The sequence below is a fragment of the Sporomusaceae bacterium ACPt genome (assembly GCA_041428575.1).
In the GTDB taxonomy this organism is placed as follows: Bacteria; Bacillota; Negativicutes; order Sporomusales; family Sporomusaceae; genus Sporomusa_D; species Sporomusa_D carbonis.
The window spans coordinates 3,345,132-3,364,904 of record CP155570.1 but is presented as its reverse complement, the minus strand read 5'-3'; the positions used below and the strand labels follow the sequence as shown (position 1 = coordinate 3,364,904).

General features: G+C 45.0%; 19 protein-coding genes and 1 other annotated feature. Of the genes, 18 read left to right on the top strand and 1 reads right to left on the bottom strand.

Annotated elements, in window-relative coordinates:
• Positions 1 to 627: 627 nt before the first annotated feature.
• From SCACP_RS17435 to SCACP_RS17365, 15 genes are all read left to right on the top strand, one after another.
• Positions 628 to 1,950 (top strand): MFS transporter, encoded by a 1,323-nt coding sequence (locus tag SCACP_RS17435; RefSeq protein WP_425058762.1) that lies wholly within the window; start codon positions 628 to 630, stop codon positions 1,948 to 1,950.
• Between the two features lie 713 nt (positions 1,951 to 2,663).
• Entirely contained in the window at positions 2,664 to 4,109 is a 1,446-nt protein-coding gene (locus SCACP_RS17430; RefSeq protein WP_425058761.1) for an S-layer homology domain-containing protein, read from the top strand.
• Positions 4,110 to 4,358: 249 nt separating this feature from the next.
• Positions 4,359 to 5,372: an alpha-hydroxy-acid oxidizing protein gene (locus SCACP_RS17425; protein ID WP_425058759.1), complete on the top strand. Its 1,014-nt coding sequence runs from the start codon at positions 4,359 to 4,361 to the stop codon at positions 5,370 to 5,372.
• 263 nt (positions 5,373 to 5,635) lie between these two features.
• A complete protein-coding gene (locus SCACP_RS17420) occupies positions 5,636 to 7,063 on the top strand; it encodes a non-oxidative hydroxyarylic acid decarboxylases subunit C (protein ID WP_425058758.1) in 1,428 nt (475 codons plus the stop codon).
• Positions 7,060 to 7,299, top strand: coding sequence for a non-oxidative hydroxyarylic acid decarboxylases subunit D (locus SCACP_RS17415; RefSeq protein ID WP_425058757.1), 240 nt, complete (start codon positions 7,060 to 7,062; stop codon positions 7,297 to 7,299). Before SCACP_RS17420 ends, SCACP_RS17415 begins: the two co-directional genes overlap by 4 nt.
• A 183-nt stretch (positions 7,300 to 7,482) precedes the next feature.
• The gene (locus tag SCACP_RS17410) at positions 7,483 to 8,022 is read left to right on the top strand and encodes a 2-oxoacid:acceptor oxidoreductase family protein (RefSeq protein ID WP_425058756.1); all 540 of its coding nucleotides are present in this window, start codon (positions 7,483 to 7,485) and stop codon (positions 8,020 to 8,022) included.
• Positions 8,000 to 8,296 carry a 4Fe-4S binding protein gene (locus tag SCACP_RS17405; protein WP_425058755.1) on the top strand — a complete coding sequence of 99 codons (297 nt, stop codon included), beginning with the start codon at positions 8,000 to 8,002 and terminating at the stop codon, positions 8,294 to 8,296. Before SCACP_RS17410 ends, SCACP_RS17405 begins: the two co-directional genes overlap by 23 nt.
• Positions 8,293 to 9,477 carry a pyruvate ferredoxin oxidoreductase gene (gene porA / locus SCACP_RS17400; protein ID WP_425058754.1) on the top strand — a complete coding sequence of 395 codons (1,185 nt, stop codon included), beginning with the start codon at positions 8,293 to 8,295 and terminating at the stop codon, positions 9,475 to 9,477. Before SCACP_RS17405 ends, porA begins: the two co-directional genes overlap by 4 nt.
• A 2-nt stretch (positions 9,478 to 9,479) precedes the next feature.
• On the top strand, positions 9,480 to 10,352 hold the full coding sequence (locus SCACP_RS17395; RefSeq protein ID WP_425058753.1) for a thiamine pyrophosphate-dependent enzyme: 873 nt from the start codon (positions 9,480 to 9,482) through the stop codon (positions 10,350 to 10,352).
• Between the two features lie 124 nt (positions 10,353 to 10,476).
• Positions 10,477 to 11,544 (top strand): butyrate kinase, encoded by a 1,068-nt coding sequence (gene buk / locus SCACP_RS17390; protein WP_425058752.1) that lies wholly within the window; start codon positions 10,477 to 10,479, stop codon positions 11,542 to 11,544.
• Between the two features lie 16 nt (positions 11,545 to 11,560).
• Complete coding sequence (locus tag SCACP_RS17385; protein WP_425058751.1) at positions 11,561 to 12,466, top strand: bifunctional enoyl-CoA hydratase/phosphate acetyltransferase; 906 nt, start codon at positions 11,561 to 11,563, stop codon at positions 12,464 to 12,466.
• A 77-nt stretch (positions 12,467 to 12,543) separates the two neighbouring features.
• On the top strand, positions 12,544 to 13,656 hold the full coding sequence (locus tag SCACP_RS17380; protein WP_425058750.1) for a uroporphyrinogen decarboxylase family protein: 1,113 nt from the start codon (positions 12,544 to 12,546) through the stop codon (positions 13,654 to 13,656).
• A 424-nt stretch (positions 13,657 to 14,080) separates the two neighbouring features.
• The gene (locus tag SCACP_RS17375) at positions 14,081 to 14,860 is read left to right on the top strand and encodes an IclR family transcriptional regulator (RefSeq protein ID WP_425058749.1); all 780 of its coding nucleotides are present in this window, start codon (positions 14,081 to 14,083) and stop codon (positions 14,858 to 14,860) included.
• Positions 14,861 to 14,899: 39 nt separating this feature from the next.
• Positions 14,900 to 15,649: an MBL fold metallo-hydrolase gene (locus SCACP_RS17370; protein ID WP_425058747.1), complete on the top strand. Its 750-nt coding sequence runs from the start codon at positions 14,900 to 14,902 to the stop codon at positions 15,647 to 15,649.
• Between the two features lie 14 nt (positions 15,650 to 15,663).
• Positions 15,664 to 16,029 carry a VOC family protein gene (locus SCACP_RS17365; protein ID WP_425058746.1) on the top strand — a complete coding sequence of 122 codons (366 nt, stop codon included), beginning with the start codon at positions 15,664 to 15,666 and terminating at the stop codon, positions 16,027 to 16,029.
• A 128-nt stretch (positions 16,030 to 16,157) separates the two neighbouring features.
• Here SCACP_RS17365 and SCACP_RS17360 read toward each other — a convergent pair whose 3' ends face one another.
• The gene (locus SCACP_RS17360) at positions 16,158 to 16,568 is read right to left on the bottom strand and encodes a helix-turn-helix domain-containing protein (protein WP_425058745.1); all 411 of its coding nucleotides are present in this window, start codon (positions 16,566 to 16,568) and stop codon (positions 16,158 to 16,160) included.
• A gap of 161 nt (positions 16,569 to 16,729) precedes the next feature.
• Here SCACP_RS17360 and SCACP_RS17355 point away from each other — a divergent pair, with 161 nt between their 5' ends.
• The 3 genes from SCACP_RS17355 (at position 16,730) to ilvA (ending at position 19,626) form a co-directional block, all read left to right on the top strand.
• Complete coding sequence (locus SCACP_RS17355) at positions 16,730 to 17,452, top strand: two-component system sensor histidine kinase NtrB (protein WP_425058744.1); 723 nt, start codon at positions 16,730 to 16,732, stop codon at positions 17,450 to 17,452.
• Between the two features lie 402 nt (positions 17,453 to 17,854).
• Positions 17,855 to 18,199 carry a hypothetical protein gene (locus SCACP_RS17350; protein WP_425058743.1) on the top strand — a complete coding sequence of 115 codons (345 nt, stop codon included), beginning with the start codon at positions 17,855 to 17,857 and terminating at the stop codon, positions 18,197 to 18,199.
• Positions 18,200 to 18,342: 143 nt separating this feature from the next.
• Positions 18,343 to 18,602 (top strand) — a binding site (T-box leader).
• Positions 18,603 to 18,648: 46 nt separating this feature from the next.
• Positions 18,649 to 19,626 (top strand): threonine ammonia-lyase, encoded by a 978-nt coding sequence (gene ilvA, locus SCACP_RS17345; protein ID WP_425058742.1) that lies wholly within the window; start codon positions 18,649 to 18,651, stop codon positions 19,624 to 19,626.
• Positions 19,627 to 19,773: the final 147 nt, after the last annotated feature.

Below are 19,773 nucleotides of genomic sequence, written 5' to 3'. Positions count from 1 at the left end.
TTGTTTTGTCATTTAAAATTTTTAATTGCAAAAATTATATAAAAAATTCAAATTGTAAGGAGGAATTTTCTAAGAAAGGTTGAATATTGGTAATATAGAAGAACGTAATCCCGCATAGAGGAATAAAACAGTGCTTACAGCTAAATAAGAATGGACGTTCTTCTAAAGAAAAAAAGGAGGTGTGGACTAATGAATAGTTGCGGGTATGTTCAGGTTGGTGAGTACGGATAAAATACCTGGTGCAATAAAAGGAGGTGCATGCGTCATTATTTACGGTAGCTTCTCCTAGCGTCAAAGCATCTTTGATGCTGTGGAAAAATACGGGGGTATAATTAATCTGTAGGATTTGGAAAACGATGGACACGGCATCTGTATTAAAGAATCTTCCTTTTTAATCAGTCACTATAAAGGAATATAATTCCATATAGAAGAATTATCGTGACGGTTTTAGGAATTGCCAAAAGTAAAGGAGGATATTGCATACGAAAGATATATAAGTGATATGTGCGTAAAACGACCGCCAAGACGAGAAAATGAGGCCATGTTGCAGTACAGTCCGTATACCAGTCTAGGCAAGAAATTAAATACTGATGTTGTTGCCACAAAAAAGCAAGGAGGATGGAATCTATGTCTAATCCCGTTGTTGGCTTTGAAAAGCCTGTCCAACCCCGGACCAAATTTCGCTGGGTTGTACTGGCCATCATCTTTTTATTTTATATGATTAACTTTGCAGACCGTACAAACATTGGCGTTGTATTGCCCGCAATAAAAAACGAGTTTGGGGTAAGCAATTTTGAAGCAGGAGCCTTAGCAAGTTTCTTTTTCCTTGGATACGCCGTTACCCAAATACCTGCAGGTTTCTGGATAAGCCGCTTCGGCACCAGAGGCTTAGTCTCATTGTCAATCTTAGGTTTTTCAATTTTTACCTTCCTGATCGGCACCTCTGCCTCAGCCACCGCGATGAAATGGTTCCGCCTCGGGCTGGGGCTGTGTGAGGGGCCCAGTCCTGTCGGCGGTTCGGCTACAATAAAAAACTGGTACCCGCCCCAGGAAAGGGCAACTGCCACCGGCGTATTTATGGGCGCTACCTCGCTTGCCTTGATGGCCGTGCCGCCCCTGGCGGTATGGATCATGGTGCATTATGGTTGGCGCTACGTGTTTTACTGTTTTGCCATTCCGGGTATTATCCTCTCGGCAGTCTGGTATATGCTGGTTCATACTCATCCGGAAGACAGCCCCTATTGTTCGCCGGCCGAGGTAGAGTATATTAAGACTACTTCTTCAGAAATAAAAACCGAAGAGAAGGCAACAGGGTCGCTTGGCTGGTTGGATACCTTGATTCGTGCCAAAAAAGTCCGGCTTCTTGAAACCAATGCGCAGGTCTTCAAATCTTGGAACGTTATCGGGATTTCGCTGACCTACTTCTTCATTGGTTTTGTGACTTATGGAATGATGATTTGGATTCCTTCATATCTCGTTAATGCCAAGGGATACTCACTGGTCGGCATGGGATGGGTGGCCGCAGCACCGTGGGTAGGGGCTTTGATTGGCCAGATTGGCGGCGGTATGTTATCTGATAAACTATTGCTCAAACGCCGTAAACCTAACATGATGATCGCGCCTTTAGCTTTTATCGCCATGATGGCAATACTGGTGAATGTGCCTAATGATGTAACTCTGCTAACCATTACTTTATTTACCACCGGGCTTTTACTCAATATTGGCTGGTCCTGCTACTGGGCCTATCCTATGGGTTTGACTACCGGCAATACTTATCCGGTGGCGATTGCGGTAATGGCAAGCATCGGCAACCTTAGCGGGTTTTTTTCGCCGATGATAGCCGGGTATCTGCTGGATGCGTACAAAAGCTATGATTTTGTGTTTTATTTCTTTGGGGCGTGTGCGCTACTAAGTTTCCTGGTGGTATCCACGATAGACGAGCCGATTTAAATTGCTTTGAATTGGGATTCGGGATAAATTTCGAGAGTAAGTACAGGGGTTGGCATCTTCTTATCTTGTTGTTATTATCTCGCAGTTTCGCTGTCGGCAGTGTGCGTTTACAGTTGCCGTCCCTGTAATCGTGGCACCGTTAGCTCCAGCTGGTTAGTGCTTCTTGTTTGGATCAAGTCTGCACCAACCGTATTCGTAGTATACAATGCATTAACACGGGGGGATAAAAGTGAAATTGTCGATTGGAAAAAAGATAGCAATTAGCATGGGTATAATGGTTACACTCATTATGATTCTGGGGGTAACTTGCATTATCCTTATGCGGGATGCCAAGGATAGGACTTAGCCAAATTGCCGAAAATGCCAGCGGCGTTGCCGTAACAGCCGAAAAAACATCCGGTGCAAACCGTTCTAAAGTTTAGGGTATGATCCTATTGTAAATTTAGGCATTACAACCTTATACAGAGAAACCCTTGTCTGGTTTTCGCTGCATGTCAGGTCTGTAGCGGGATAGAGCTACTTGGCAAAATAACGGGATGCAATTCCATATAGAAGAATTGCAATGGTTGACAAATATTTATATTCTCATAAAAGAACAATGTTCCTTTATACGGAAATATTAAAACAGATATACAAACCTGATGAATGGGCTTCATCAAAGTAACGAAAGCATTCAGGTCTAATCAAATAAATTTGGCAGGAGGTAGTACAATATGAAAAAAGCGAAAAAATGGCTGGCCGTTATACCCTTGGCATTAATGTCGGTCACTATGGCCGGCATGCCTGCATGGACAGGTACGGTTTCTGCTGCAGTGGCCAATTCTTTTAGCGATGTCCCGGCAGGTCACTGGGCTTATGATGCGGTCAGCAAGCTTGCCAAAGCGGGGCTTATTGATGGTTATAGCGATAAATCGTTTCAAGGTGACAAGACTATAAGCCGGTATGAATTTGCATTTATTGTTGCCAAAGCCCTGGACCGGTTTGATAATGCTGACGACGCCAATAAGCAGCTGATTGACAAATTATCCGCCGAGTTTGCTTCTGAACTGAACCGTCTTGGCACTCGCGTCTCGAAAGTAGAAACCAAAACAAATACCTGGGTTGGCGGTGAAACCAGATTGCGCTTTGTGAGTGATGATCCGGGCGTCTCAGGCGGTAGCCAATTAAAAGGGGCCGACCGTTTTGATTTTCGCCAACGCATAAAGTTTTCGGGAACAGTAAACGACACTATTTCCTGGGCTGGCAGGATTACCACAAGTGGCACCAACAAATTTGGTAATACCGAATATAATTCTGGGTCAGAAATCAGTCTTGATTTAATGAGTGTGACAGCAAAAAATGTTCTCGGTATGGACAGCATCCGGGTCGGCCGTTCTGCGCTTGACTTCTATAGCGGCGGCTTATTTGGCAAACCGATGAATGTTGACGGTGTGTTAATCAATCATACGTTTGGTAATGCAAGCTTTAAAGGCTGGACAGGCAACATTAAAAATGCCGGAAATAACGGCGACGCCAACCAACTTACCACCGGTCAAGTAGGATTCCGATTGGCAGACAATATGAATGTTAAAACCGGTTATTATTGGGCCGATATCCCCGGCACGAAAAAAGGTCGAGGTGAGGGAACTGTCAATATAAGCGGCGGTGCCACTGCCAGTAATGTATTTACAAGCTCGAAAGGCTGGACAGCCGGTTTTGACTACAAGCTGGGACGATATACTCTGATTGGTGATTATGTGAGTACTACGCTAGAGAATCCAAATGGGTTACCTTCCAACCCTAAAGGATGGGCTGTCCAACTGAGCAACAGCCAGGGTCCTGCGGTTTTATTTCCGTCGGTAAACCTGGTTAATCCGGTAAAAGTAGGAACTGATGCCTGGATGGCTTCGTACCGCAGTATTGATCCAGGAGCCATTCCGGCCGGGGCCGGCAATTTTGACAGTACGGCTGTCGCGTACGCCGCCCAACCATACAATATTTTTACTCACGGTACCGATAATGTTAATGTGCTTTATCTGGCTTACCAAAATGTCATAGCGAAAAACGTTATCTTATCTCTGGAATATCAAGACTTTAAGATTAAGAACCGGGATCTTACTGATTTATCCTCAGACAAACTTAATCAAACCTATATGATGAAGTTTGAATTATTCTATTAAAAATTGTTTATGCAAAAATTGTATCGGCAAATGTAGAGCAAACCTGGTGCTATTACAACCGATCCGGCAGCGTTATATCGTAGGTGTAATACCTGGGATGGGCGATTATGTTAATAGCTATGATTTTGAAGGCTTTTCACAGCTGCACGGAAGAGTAAGGAAAGCCCAGGAAAACTGGGCTTTCCTTACTTCATACGCTGTTAACAGTAAAAAAGTTTGTCTTGACTGTTTGCGAACGGAGGAGAATGTGTGGATTTATTGACATTAAAAGCAGAAGCAAGAAAAAAGTTAGCCGGGTATTGTCGTGTATGTCCAATTTGTAATGGTAAAAGCTGTGCGGGCGAGGTTCCGGGCATGGGGGGAATCGGTACCGGATCATCTTTTGCGGAAAATATAACAGCTTTGTCATCTGTGAAATTGAATCTGACAGCCATTCATGACGCCTCAACACCGGACACGGCAACGCTGGTTTTTGGTCAATACATAAGCACTCCTATTATGGCGGCACCCATGGTTAATTCCCGGATGAACACCGGGGGCGGCTTAACGGAAAAAGAGCTGGCCGAAGCAATTACTGCAGGCACCCACCAGGCCGGAAGTTTAACATGGCTCGGTGATCCCATCGATACAAACTATGAATGGTTTAACGCCATGCAAGCAGCGGGGCGCGGAGTAGTCATCGTCAAGCCCCGCGTCAATCACGATCATATTATTGAAGCGTTCGTTAGAGCTGAACAATTTGGTGCTGTAGCTGTAGGTATTGATGTTGATGGTGCCGGGCTGATTACCATGAAATTGCGAGGACAGGCTGTTGGTCCTAAAACTAAACAGCAAATTGCTGAATTAGCCAAATCAACAAAACTGCCGTTTGTTGTAAAAGGGATTATGAATGTAGCTGACGCCGTAAAATGTGCTGAAGCAGGGGCGGCTGGTATTGTAATATCAAATCATGGGGGACGGGTCTTGGATTACACTTGCGGAACGGCTAGTGTTGTGCCCGGAGTAGCCCGGGAATTAAAAGGCCGGATTGAAATTTTTGTTGATGGGGGTGTACGTTCCGGTGTTGATGCCCTAAAAATGTTAGCATTGGGAGCAGACGGTGTACTTGTGGGGCGCCCTTTAATTATTGGTGCGTATGGCGGCGGTGCTGCCGGAGTACGGTATTTATTTGATAAATATACGGAGGAACTAGGTAGTGGTATGATTCTAACCGGCTGTAACACCATAAAACAGATTGATTCGGGAATTTTGATCAATTCTTAATCAATTACTTTGATTTGGCATACAATGCATTGTGTGCCATGTTTCCCGGCATAACTTGATTCTAATAATCGGTAAAACTACGATTATTTAAAAAGCCAATAAAATAACGAAAAATTCATTGATGGCCGGCAGGAATTATAAAAGACTTGTCAAATATATTCCCATATAAAAGAATCATATTCCGTATAAAGGAATTATACTAATTATAGTATCGAAAATTTGTTGTATAAAAATCTGCGGAGGAAAAAATTGGAGGAGATAATTTGGCGTATAAAGATCTACGGGAATTTTTGGCAAAACTTGAGGAGCAGCAGCAGCTAGTACGGGTGCGGGATGAAGTAATGCCGGAGCCAGACCTATCCGCTGCCGGTCGGGCTGCTCCCAACATTGAAAATGGACCTGCGGTTTTCTTCGAAAAAATCAAAGGGTATCATAATCCGGCTGTTTTGAATGTTCATGGCTCATGGGCCAATCATGCCCTCATGCTGGGTATGCCCAAAAATACAACAATTAAAGAACAATTTTATGAATTAGATAAACGTTGGAGTAAATTTCCTGTCAAACCCCGCTGGGTTTCCTGCGGGCCGGTCAAGGAAATCAAAATCAAAGAAAATATTAATCTATTTGAGGTTTTACCCCTGTTTCGCGTAAATCGGTATGACGGCGGATTTTATATTTCCAAGGCGTTGGTTATCAGTAAAGACATTGATGATTATGACAATTATCGAAAACAAAATGTCGGTACGTACCGTCTCCAGGTGAAAGGCAAAGATTTATTGGGAATACAAGCATTGCCGTTTCATGATATTGGCATTCACCTTCGGAAGGCTGAAGAAATCAATGAACCATTGCCTGTTGCCATTTGTATTGGCAATGATCCGGTGTTGACTTTTATGGCCAGTACGCCGATCGAATATGATCAGTCCGAGTATGAATTTGCCGGAGCGCTAAGAGAAGAGCCTGTGGAACTGACGAAAAGTGAAACCGGAAATTTGGACATTCCGTGCGCTGCGGAGGTTGTTCTTGAGGGCTATATTATTCCGCGTAAACGAAACGTTGAAGGACCCTTCGGCGAATTTCCGGGCAGTTACTCGGGAGCCAGACTGCAAGCTGAGATAAAAATTCATACCATTACTCACCGGGTCAATCCCATATTTGAAAATTTATATCTGGGGATTCCTTGGACGGAAATCGATTATTTGATGGCTTTGAATACCAGCATTCCTCTCTATCGTCAGATAAAGGATAGCATGCCGGAAGTAGTTGCCGTCAATGCGATGTATACTCACGGGATAGGTACAATTATCTCGACGAAGTCGCGTTTTGGCGGTTATGGCAAAGCGGTAGCCATGCGGTTGTTATCCACACCTCATGGAATGCCTTACTCCAAAATTGTCATTGTTGTTGATGAATACGTTGATCCGTTTAACTTGCCGCAAGTCATGTGGGCGCTGACTACAAGAGTGCGGCCGGATAAAGATGTAGTGTTAATTCCGAGTGCTCCTGGGATGCCTCTTGATCCAACATCTGAACCGCCGGGGATGCATACGAAATTAATTATTGATGCAACCACTCCGGTGGCACCTGATGTCATCTGCCGTGAAACCGAACTGCTGGCAACTCCTTACAAGACGGATGAGTGGGAAAAAATAATTCGCCGCTTGCTGAATGAGAAAGGGGTGAGCAAATGATTTGCCCAAGGTGTGATAGTAATACGGCAGAAAAGATTGTGGACGCTCCTAAGGACAAAAGCTGGGAAGTGTATCTTTGCAGTACTTGCGGATTTTCTTGGCGCTCAACTGAGGATGAGGCTATTACCGATCCGGCCCGCTATGATAAAAAATTTAAGTTAGAACCGGCTGTTCTGGACAGCCTGCTGGCCATTCCGCCGGTACCGCCGCTAAAAGAAAGTGTTAAAAAGGACTAGTGAATCATCGACTATTCATGCCTTGACAATGGGATGAAGTTCCATATAGGAGAATAAATTATTGATTTTGTGAGTTACGCCTGGTTTCTATTATATGTCATTGCGAAGGAGGTGAGGGCCGGTTTAACGGGCTGAATCATTCTAATAGCAAATTCTAAGCGGAATCATTAGGGGGGAAGTATTTTGAAACAAATCAAACTTTTCGGTCTTGGCGGACAAGGTGTTGTTACTGCCGCCAAGATCTTCGCCGAAGCAGCAGCCATTGGCGAAGGAAAATACGCCCAGTCCATCCCGGCATACGGGCATGAGCGGCGCGGCGCGCCGGTGTACTCAGATTTGATTGTCAGCGATAACCCGATTAAGGTCAAGTCTTTCGTCTATGAACCGGAGTATGTTGTTATCTTCGATCTGTCAGTCATGGATAAAGGCGTCGATGTTATGGCAGGGACCAACGAGAACACCGTCTTTGTAATTAACAACGAGTGTGTATTGCCGGAATACCCTTTCGCCAAACATCAAGTTTATTATGTTGGCGCAAAACAAATTGCTCTTGACACATTGGGGAGGGATATTCCCAACTCAGCCATGTTGGGGGCCATGGCCGGCGCCGGACTGGTCGGAATTGATGCGGTCATGAATGCCATACGCAAAATTTTCGGAAAGGCGGGGGAAGTCAATGCCAGTGCAGCCAAAAGAGCCTGTGACGAACTGCGGAAAAACTAAAAAATATTTAGTTGGGCCGGTGGCTACAGAATTTGTGGCTACTAAGACCGGCGTCTGGCGGGTAGTACGGCCGGATGTTAACATTGATGATTGCGTTTTCTGCGGCACTTGCCGTAAGCATTGTCCGGCAGATGTTGTCACAGTGGAAAAAGAGGACGCGAAAAAAGGCGTTTATTTTGACTGGGATTATTGCAAAGGGTGCGGCATTTGTGCAAATGTCTGTCCGAAACAATGTATTACCATGATACCGGAAGAAGGTGTTTGCAAGCTATGAGTACCAGAGTAATGTTAGACGGGAACGGAGCTGCCTCCGAAGGGCTCAGACTGGCTAAAGTGAGGGTCATTTCGGCTTATCCGATCACCCCGCAGAGTCCGATCTCGGAAAAACTGGCCGATTTTGTTGTTCAGGGCAAACTTGATGCCAAATATATCCGGGTAGAGTCGGAACACAGCGCTATGTGCTGTGCCATTGGCGCCCAGCTGACCGGCGTCCGGGCCGGCACAGCCACTTCTTCTGTTGGTCTGGCGCTTATGCATGAAGTGCTGGGGGTAGCCGCCGGCTGCCGGGTGCCGATCGTTATGCCGGTGGTCAACCGGTCGCTGGTCAGTCCCTGGAGCTTATGGTGCGATCACCAGGATGCCATGGCAGAAAGAGATGGCGGCTGGATGCAACTTTATGCGGAAAGCGCTCAAGAAGTGCTGGACCTTATTCTAATTGCTTACCGCACCGCAGAAGACGCCCGCGTTCAACTGCCGGCCATGGTATGTCTGGACGGCTTCTTCCTTTCGCACATGAGTGATGCCGTCTATGTGCCTGATCAAGCCACTGTCGATGCCTATTTGCCGCCGTACGTATGCCACAACTTCCATCTTGACCCGGGTGACCCGGTGTTTATCAATAACCTGACCCCTACGGTCGACTATACCGAAATGAGATACCAGCAGGCCGTAGCATTCAGACAGGCGCCGGAAGTTTTGATGGAAGCCATGGCTGACTTTAAAAAGGTATTTGGGCGCGACTATTCTATGATTGAAGCATACCAATGTGATGATGCCGAAGCAGTTATTGTGACATTAGGTTCGATGTCCGGTACCGCAAAATACACCGTTGATCAACTGCGCGCCCAAGGTAAAAAGGTCGGCGTATTAAAGATCACGTCCTACCGTCCGTTCCCGGCCGGGCAGATTAAACAAGCGTTGGCCAAAGTTGCCGTTGTTGGTGTAATGGATCGCAGCCCCGGCTATGGAGCGCAAGTCGCGCCTGTTGCCACCGAAGTGAGGGCGGTTCTCGGCGGTAAGCCGGTACAAGGTTTCATAGCCGGTCTCGGTGGCCGCGACATTTCCCCGGCAACTTTTACCAAAGCATTTGAAAAGCTCTTAAGCCAAGAAATTACTGCTGATGTGGATTGGGTGGACGTAAAAGAAAACGCACTTACTATCCGGGAGGTGAAGTAAAAATGTTAACTATAAAATCGGAATCAAGAGGTTTAATCGCCCATGGCGTGAGTGCTTGCGCCGGTTGCGGGCTGGAACTGGCTGCGCGGATTATTTTAGATGTGCTGGGTTCCAATACGGTTATTGTTATTCCTCCCGGTTGTGCGGCGCTGTTTTCCGGATATGGCAAGGAGACGGTTACCAAAATTCCGGGCTTCCAAGGCAACCTCGAAAGCACCGCAGCTTATGCGGCCGGTATCAAGGCAGGTTTTGAAGTGCAAGGGCGGGGCGATATCCAGGTCCTTGGACTTGCCGGTGACGGGGCAACTGTTGATATTGGCCTGCAAGCATTATCAGGCGCTTTGGAGCGGGGCGATAAAATTCTCTATATCTGCTATGACAACGAAGCCTACATGAATACCGGGATTCAGGGCAGCGGCTCAACGCCGCTGAATGCTTGGACAACAACAACACCGGGCGGCAAGAGCGTCTACCGCAAAGATATGATCGGTATTGTGGCCGCCCATAAAATTCCGTATGCTGCTACGGCATCTGTAGGTTATGTGGATGACTTTAAGAAAAAGGTAGAAAAAGCAAAGGCGGCAACAGCAGAAGGACCGGCTTATATTCATGTTCATGCTCCCTGCCCGACCGGCTGGGGTTCCAAGCCGGAACATACCATCGAAGTGGCCAAACTGGCGGTGCAAAGCCTTTGCTGGCCGCTGTATGAAATTGTCAACGGCGTGAATTACAAGATAACTGTACCGGTAGCTAAACCCAAACCGGTATCTGAGTACCTGAAACTGCAGAAGCGTTTCAGCGGTGTAGATGCAAAACAAGTAGAAGCCATGCAAACAGCAGTCGAACTGGATTATGCCCGGCTTACCAAAAAATAGGTTGACCTTTGAGGATGGATGCTTAACAAGAAGTAAGGTACAGTTCCCTGCGCTTTTTCCCATGAGAAAAAGCACGGGGGCTGCGCCGGTATCCCGATTACAATTTTTCATGAGGTGAACTTTTATGAAACAATACAAAATATTAACCATCAACCTTGGATCAACCTCAACCAAACTGGCCTATTACGAAAACGAAGAATGTAAGATAAAAACTACTTTGGAGCATTCGGTACAAGAATTGTCGGTATTTAATGATTTGATGGAACAAGACGGCTATCGCCGCGAAGCCATCGAAAAATTTCTTAGGGACAATGGTATCAGTATAAGCGATCTGGATGCCATTGCCAGCCGCGGTGGCCATACAAAACCTTTGGAAGGCGGAGTATATCAGATTAATGAAACTATGCTGGAACAGCAGGCTTCAGGCCTGTATGGCCGGCATGCCTGCGATGTGGGGAGCAAAATTGCGTATAAAATGGCGGCAGGAACGAAGATTCTGCCGGTAGTCGTCGATCCGCCTGTGACTGATGAATTTATTGAAGTAGCGCGTCTGTCCGGACACCCGGAACTGCCGCGCCAGAGCAGGTTTCACGCGTTAAACCACCGGGCAACCGGCAAGCGTTATGCCCGTGACAATGGCAAAAAGTATGAGGAGCTAAACCTGATTATTGCTCATATGGGCGGCGGCATTACTGTTGCAGCCCATCGCCGGGGAAAAATGATTGATGCCACCAACGGTATAGATGGGGACGGCCCATTTTCCACCAACCGGACTGGCGGTTTGCCGGTAGGGGCTTTGGTTGACTTATGTTTTTCCGGTCGTTACAGCCACAAAGAAATTAAAAAAATGCTTAATGGCGAAGGCGGCTTAACGGCTTACCTTAAGGAAAACGATGTGCGGACGGTAGAGGAAAAAGCGGCTACCGATGATTATTTCGCTTTGTGTTTAGAGGGAATGATCTACCAGACTTGTAAAGAAATCGCCGCAATGGGTGCTGTTCTTGAAGGTAATGTTGATGCTATTGTTATTACCGGCGGCATTGCCAACTCCCAAAAAATTACCGCTAGAATGAAAGAGCGGATTGGCTTTATTGCGCCTGTTGTCATCTATCCCGGTGAAAATGAAATGGATGCTTTGGCACTTGGCGCATTGGAGGTACTGCGGGGTAACGAGCCGCTTAAATCTCTATAGGAAGGGAGAGAATATAGTGTTTAATGATTTTGAGGCAGTTTTACTTTGGCTTAAAAAAAATAATATCAGAAAAAAAGCGGCTGTGGCGGCGGCTCATGATTTAGATGCGCTGACCTCGGTGGTTGCTGCCCGGAGAGAAGGGATTCTTGAGTCTGTCCTGGTGGGCCATGGTGATAAAATCAGAAATTTATTGACAGAACTGGGCGAAAAAGTGGACAGCTGGGAAATTATCGAGGAAAAAGACGATGCCAAAGCCGCCCGGATTACCGCCGGATTGGTTGCCGAGAAGAAAGTAGATATGCCGATGAAAGGCCTGCTGCAAACCAGTACATTTTTGAAGGCGGTTTTGGATAAAAATTTGGGTTTGATTGCTGAGAATGCGCTGATCAGCCAGGCGACCATTTTTCATTACCGGCAAGAGAACCGCCTGGTGGTGGTCAGTGACTGCGCAATTAACGTTGCGCCGGATTACGGCAAGAAATTGAAGATTATCCAAAATGCTGTGGAATTATGCCATAAAATCGGGATTGAAAAACCGAAAGTGGCGGTGGTAGCTCCCCTGGAACAGATCAATCCCGATATTCAGGCCACCGGTGATGCGGCGATGCTGACACTGGCCAATCTCAGAGGACAGATTAAAGGCTGCATTGTAGATGGGCCGCTGGGTTTTGATAATGCCGTTTCGATTGAAGCTGCACAGCATAAAGGAATTGAAAGTAAAGTAGCCGGCAGTGCGGATATATTGATCATGCCTGATCTGGCTTCCGGCAACATTTTAGATAAGTCGCTGCGTTATTTCGCCGGTTACCAAACGGCCGGCGTGGTGGCCGGGGCCCGGGTGCCGCTCATTATGACTTCCAGAAGTGATTCGGCGGAAAACAAACTTAACTCGATCGTAATGTCTGTACTGCAATCTCTGTAAGAGGATCCAGTGACCGGCTAGAGAAGGTTCAGGGTTTTGCAGTATGGTTTCTATAAATAATGACAGGAGTGATGACGATGAAGTCGTCTCAAGAATTACTCCAAGAGCGGATGGAACGAATAAAAAAAGCGATTGCCTTAGAGAAACCGGACAGGACGCCGGTGGTAATAAGTGCTGACGCGTTTCACGCCGCCCAGATGGGGGTAAAACTATCCGAATTTTGCTCAAGTATCAAGAAATCTCATGAAGTAATGCTCAACTCGATAAAAGCCTTGGGTGATGTCGACGCAACCAGCAATGCGTTTGCAGGTACAAGATTATTCTCATTATCGTTTTATACCAAAATAAAATTGCCTGGGCGTGAATTGCCTGATAACACACTTTGGCAAGTTGACGAACGCGAAATGATGACTGTCGAAGACTATGACACCATTCTGGACAAAGGGTGGAATGAGTTTAGTTACGATTATTTGGTTAACAGGCTGGAAGTACCGGTTGACGAAATGTTAGAGGAACTGAAACAAGCTCCTCAACTTGTTAAAAATTTTGAAGACGCCGGGTATTTTGTATACTCCGGAGTCGGAGCACAAATCACGGTTAATGAGTTCCTTAGCGGTGGACGCTCGATGCCAAAGTTTATGCGGGATTTATTCAAGATGCCCGACAAAGTAGAGGCTGTTCTGGATATCATCCTAGAAGCAACATTGGCCAAACTCCGCCAGCAAATACGCGCTGCTAAGCCGTTAGTTGTCCTTGTTTCTCCGGCGCGGGGTGCAAGTGAATTCTACTCCCCTAAGATCTGGGAACGCTTTGTCTGGAAGTATTTAAAAGCCACAGTGGAAGCCATTATTGAAGAGGGAGCAGCTGCTAACATCCATATTGACGGCAACTGGGAACGTGATCTAAGCTATTTCAAAACTTTACCAAAAGGAATGTGTATTTTTGAAACCGACAGCGTAACCAATATTTACAAGATCAAAGAAATTTTGGGTGACCATATGTGTATTAAGGGAGATGTGCCGGCAGCACTGCTGACTCTTGGTACTCCTGATGAAGTATACAAGTATTCTGCAAAATTAATACAAGATATGGGTCCGGGATTTATTCTCTCAGCCGGATGTAATGTACCATTTAATGCCAAATTAGAAAATGTTAAAGCCATGATTGCTGCTGCGACAGGTAAGGAGTAGGCGTACTTCAGCCCGCCGACTAGGGCAGTGTCTTTATCCCCGGTGTACGTTGCCGCCCTTTGGACCCTTCGCAAGTTCCGGAGTTTAGTACCTCAATTCGCGATGCAGGAATTTCCTGCAAAGTTATTTTTGACTGCACAGTGCCTTACCATCTGAAACAACATTTTCAACGGGCAAAATTCAAAGAAGTAGACGCACGGCGTTTTGCGCCGTCACTGTTTGAAAAGTAAGCAAAAGATAAGGCGGTGAAGTGCATAAAACTAAAAGAGAATGAACCGTGGATGACGTGGGCCTTAATTATATTGAGGCACCACCTATTTTTTTTTGTTTTGGGTATATATATAATATAAATTAGCAGCAGCAGGAAAATATTTCTGAATACCGAATATGGGTAAATTAAAATATTAAGATACCAGGGGATAGTATGCCGGAAAAATATTTACAGTCAGTTGACAATGCATTAAGAATATTAGAGTTATTTTCAGATAATGTTGGTGAACTCGGGGTTACCGAAATCAGCCGCAAATTGGAGATAGGCAGAAGCACGGCCCACAGGTTGTTAACCACGTTGGAAAACCGCAATTTCGTTGAACAAAATCAAACTACCGGTAAATATAAGTTAGGAATTAAAATTGTAAATCTCGGGGCGCATATTCTTGGTAGTCTTAATGTTATCAAAGAATGTCGCCCGTTTCTTGAACAGGTCAGCAAGGCGACCGGGGAGACTTGCCACTTGGCTTTTCTTAGCAATGGGGAAGATATTACTTTTGTTGACAAAGTTCCCGGTAAAAATCCGGCCATTATGTCTTCCATGGTTGGTTTAAAAATGCCTGCCCATGTTACCGGTACCGGTAAGGCCATCCTGGCTTTTCTCCCGGAAAACGAACTTGAGCGTTATTTCCGCAAGGCGCAACTGAAACGCTATACTCCCAATACCATTACCGACCCCCAGGAACTTCGAAAGTATTTAGAAATCGTCAGGCAACAGGGGTATAGCGAAGACCAGCAGGAGTCTGACGAGGGTCTTACCTGCTTTGCGGCTCCTGTACGTGATTTTACCGGAAAAGTCATTGCTGCTATGAGTGTGTCAGGAGCTGCCAGCAGGGTAAATACACGCCGGGACGAGTTGGTTCGCGAAATAAAAAAAGCGGCGGAGCAAGCGTCGCGGGCCTGTGGCTGGTCTTCCAACTATGAATGGAAGTAAGCCATCTCCAGAACTGAAAATATTAAAGGATGGTGAGAAATGAGTTATCTTGTTTCCGAGTTGGCTTCAGGCGCTTATGTAATCGCGGTTGAAGATAATGACACCTGGGATGTTGCCTCATACACCAATCTCTATGTATTAAAACGGGAAAAGCAAATAATCCTCATTGACGCCGGGCTGGAACGTTACCAGGCGGCCATTATTGAGGCGCTGGCCAAAATAGGAGTGACTCCTGATGCTGTTACCCATGTGCTTTTGACCCATGGGCACCGGGATCATGCTGAAGGAGCAAACCTGTTTGTTCATGCCCGGAAATTTGTTCACGCATTTGACTTCCCGTTCCTGGATGTCCGGCTTGCGTCAAAGTTTCTGCCGTTTACGCCGCAGCCGGGTGAAACGCTACTGACAGCGCAGGGAGTGGAGGACATTGAAATCACCCTTGTCGATACCCATACTCCGGGTTCGGTGGTGTTGTATGACCGTATATCCAAGGCGATGTTTGTCGGTGACTTTTTTTGTTATTTTGGTGAAGCTTTGCCTGAGAGAGAGCTTGTCGCCTACAGTGATGCAACCCGGAAGGGGTCATGTCATTATGTTGCCGGGCAGGCTGCCGGCGGCGGTGATGAATTTAATAGATTTATGTTAGGTTTAAGCAAATTACTTGCTTACCAGCCGGAATTTTTTTGTACCGGTCATGGCATTGTACTGCGTGGTGAAATTCAAGCTTTCATTGACAGTCTGTGGAAGAGCGGGGTAAATAGCCGCAGCGATGAGAAAAATAACGAATAGAGGAGGAGTTTTTTTTGAAGTTTAAATTTGCCCATAACAATCTTAATGTATTGGATTTAGACAAAAGTCTGGCTTTTTACAAACAGGCATTGCAGTTGGAAGAAACGCGCCGTAAGGAAATGCCTGATTTTACGCTTGTTTTTCTCGGGGATGGCCATACCCCCCACAAGCTGGAACTGACATGGCTCAAAGATAGAAAAGAACCGTACAACCTGGGAGATAATGAAATTCATTTGGCTTTTACCGTGGATGATTTTGAGAAAGCCCACGAACTTCATAAAGCTATGGGCTGTATTTGTTATGAAAACCAAGCAATGGGGATATATTTTATTGTTGACCCGGATGGGTATTGGCTGGAAATTATTCCTGAATCCCGATAAGGGCCCCGGGGAACTGAACATGCAGGGAAATAAAAAAGCAGGCGCTCAATGAAGTGCCTGCTTTTTTATTTCCAAGTGGTTAATATTTAAATAACGAACAAAAGAAGCAAAGTGTATGTCCCTGCTTCTTAATCATGAAGATTATTCTTATTTTTTGTCACTTTTTTCAGAGACAACGATATTTTCGCAGTTAACTCCAGCAACTGATATACGGCATCCGGCTCGAAGCCGTACTGCTTTGCCGCTGCTATTACTTTATGCCAGGCACTGTCTGTAGCTGTTGCCCGATAGTCGTTTGCCGTTTCGTGCAACAGACCGGCTCTTGACGGGAGACATTCTTTGCCCGGTTTATGACCAATAAGCCAGTCAACACTTACCTTGAAAAAAGTTGCAATGCGGCATAGTGTTGCGATATCCGGTTCCCGGCGGTTAACTTCCCATGAAGCTAAAGTTGAGCGGTCAACCCCCAGGATGGCAGCTAATTCTTCTTGGGTTAATTCATTTCTTAGTTGTTTGATTCTATCTCCAAGAGTTTCCATAAACACGCTCCTCATTATCACGATAACGTGTTTATGGCGTTAGTTCAATTGTTGTGTCGATAAGACATTTACAAGGAAGGAATTTCCAAAAATCTAACAAATAGTGTCCTTAAGACACTGAATGAGTGGAAAAAGGTAAATATTTGGAGGAGGAGTCTACGGTGTGCCCGGTAAATATTATGGCGCAAAGGGAGAATGATAGCGAAGCAGCCAGAATGTCCCGCTTAGATTTAATTAGCAGAATTGCTATTGGCGTAGCGCATGAAATAAGAAATCCCCTTACGGTTATTAAAGGATATTTACAGCTTGTAGAAAAAAATCCTGCATATTGCACAGAAGAATTATTAAGTGTTGTATTTCAGGAATTATACAGGATTGAAGACTTAATCACGAATTTTATGTTGATGGCCCGTAATAAAGCCATCATGAAAATTCCCCAAAACCTTAATCATATCCTCGAAAAACTTTATCCTCAGATCCGGGATTATGCAGTTAAGCATGGTATTATAACTGAACTATTACTGGGTGACAATGTACCGCTTCTTGATTTAAACTCAGAAGAGATGGAGCAATTGGTCATGAACTTGGTGCGTAATGGTATAGAAGCCATGCGGGCCAACAGCAAATTAACGGTTGGGACAATCGGAGGACCGGACAGTATAATTTTATATGTCCAAGATGAAGGCAGCGGCATACCATCCGAGCAAATAGAAAATATTTTTGACCCGTTTTATACCACAAAAGCCAGCAATAGCGGTCTGGGTCTGGCCATCAGTCTTAGTATTGTTGAGCGGCATCAAGGAAAAATAGAAATACTTTCCAATGTAGGGGTTGGAACTATGATCAAAGTTACGTTCCCTGTCTTGGGCTGCCTTGCCGGCTGAGATGAGGATACTTAAAACGACAAAATCCGTTATAATTATTGATAACGGATTACACATTAGCAAAAATTATAACGGATGATTTGTTTACATACTTTCCGAATTGATAATGCACCAATTTTTCTTGGATTTACCAAGACAATGACAAATTAGTTGAGTATGAAGGGAATCATCAACATCAAAGATATAATAACAATACATTGCATTAATTCTTTCAAAATGCTACTCCTTTCCTTTGCTACAATGCAAATAACAGTAATTGACAAAAAAATACTAATATCTGCAAAATCTGATAACTGTATCATAGTAAAAAAATCTGTAAACGTCAATACATTTTTGACAGTTTGCAGTATAATTAAATTGAAGTGGATTCCCCCCATTGGGGTTAAGTAGTGGAGGTATACCTTGAAAATTTACAATCTTAATGTTTTGGTTGAACCCAAGGAGATCCAGGATGAGACAGATATAATGAATGAAATGTTTCGACAACTGGAAAAAGACGGGCAGGAAACCATCATTCACTCGATTGGAGGAAATGTAGCACACGACGTTATTAAAAAGGTAAATATATCCTTATTTCCGGCGTGTTTAACAGCGGGAACAAAAAGATTGGCTTTTGAGATATCGTTGCCAACTAAAAAAGACCTGGGCAGGCGTTGGTTTCTTAAGCGGCTGGAAGGTAATAATAATAAGACCTATCTCCTGGTAGCCACGAGTGACGTTTCGGTTATTCATATTGAGCTTAACTAAAGGATTAGCAAAAAAATAAGTAGCACAGTTTGTAATGTTCATGAGTCAACAAATAACAAAAATTTATCCAGAACCTATTAGGTTCTGGATAAATTTTACTTGACAGTGGATACTGGTTTTTGTATGATTTATACAATAATAAACAAAAGACGATGAGCGGAACAGTAAGTGTTAATGTCGATATTTCCAGAGAGCCGGGACTGGTGCGAGCCGGTAATATCAATAATACTGAAAATCATCCGTGAGTTGCGGGCTGAAATTAAGTAAGCTGCGCCGGGCCTCCAGGAGGAAATGGCACCCGTTATTGTGCTGAGGTATCGAGTATGACACTCCGTACCTATGAGAGACTATGGCTTTGCCATAGTAATTTGGGTGGTAACGCGGATTAACCTCCGTCCCTTATTTAATTAGGGGACGGAGGTTTTATTTTTTATAAGGAGGTATAAAAAATGGGTGCATCTGAGCAACAATTGACACTGCCAATAATAAAAGAGGCATGGCAACGAATTAGTCCGTTGGTCCATAAAACCCCGCTGCAAGGTTGCCGGACCCTTAAAGAAATCACCGGGAAAGATGTCTATTTAAAGTTGGAGAATATCCAAAAAACAGGTTCTTTTAAAATACGGGGAGCTGTCAATAAAATATATAGTTTGGATACCCGAAAAGCCATGCGCGGTATAATCTGCGCATCGGCGGGCAACCATGCCCAGGGGGTTGCATGGGCAGCCAGGGCTTGCGGGATTCCGGCTACTGTTGTAATGCCCAAGCATGCTCCGGTTACCAAAGTCCGGGCCACTGAAGCTTATGGGGCCAAGGTTGTCCTGCAAGGCAGCAGTTATGATGATGCCTACCATTTTGCTTGCCAACTGCAGCAGGAAAAAGGTTTAGTCTTTATTCATGCTTTTGATGATATTGATGTTATGGCCGGACAAGGTACGATAGCTCTGGAGATTATGGCCAAAAAGTTTGATGTGGATGCCATAGTAGCGCCGATTGGCGGCGGCGGCCTGTTGGCAGGAATAGCGGTGGCGGCCAAAAATCACAATCCGAAAATCAGGGTTATTGGTGTTCAGGCAGCAGGAGCTTCCGCTATGGCCGAATCGTTATCCCGGGGAAGTATTGTAAGTTTACCGGCGGTGCAGACAGTTGCCGACGGTATTGCGGTAAAACGGCCAGGCGATTTGACATTCCGCTATATTCAACAATATGTAGATGATGTGGTTTTGGTAGACGATGACGAAATTAAGAACGGAATATTGTTTATGCTGGAGCGCGGCAAGATGGCGACCGAAGGAGCCGGGGTAGCCGGTGTTGCCGCATTATTGGCCAACAAAATAAATGTTGAGTCCCAAAATATTGCGGTTGTTGTAAGTGGCGGAAATCTTGATCCATTGTTGCTGTCCAGTATTATTAGATCAAAGCGTTAAATATGATAATATAAACTTTATTAACAGGCTGTTGGGAGTAAAGGAAAACATTATATTTAGGATATAAAGGAAATAACAGTTGCGTTAGAGAAATACCAATAACTTACTGACAAGGTAAGTTGTTGGTATTTTCTCTTGTTTTGAAAC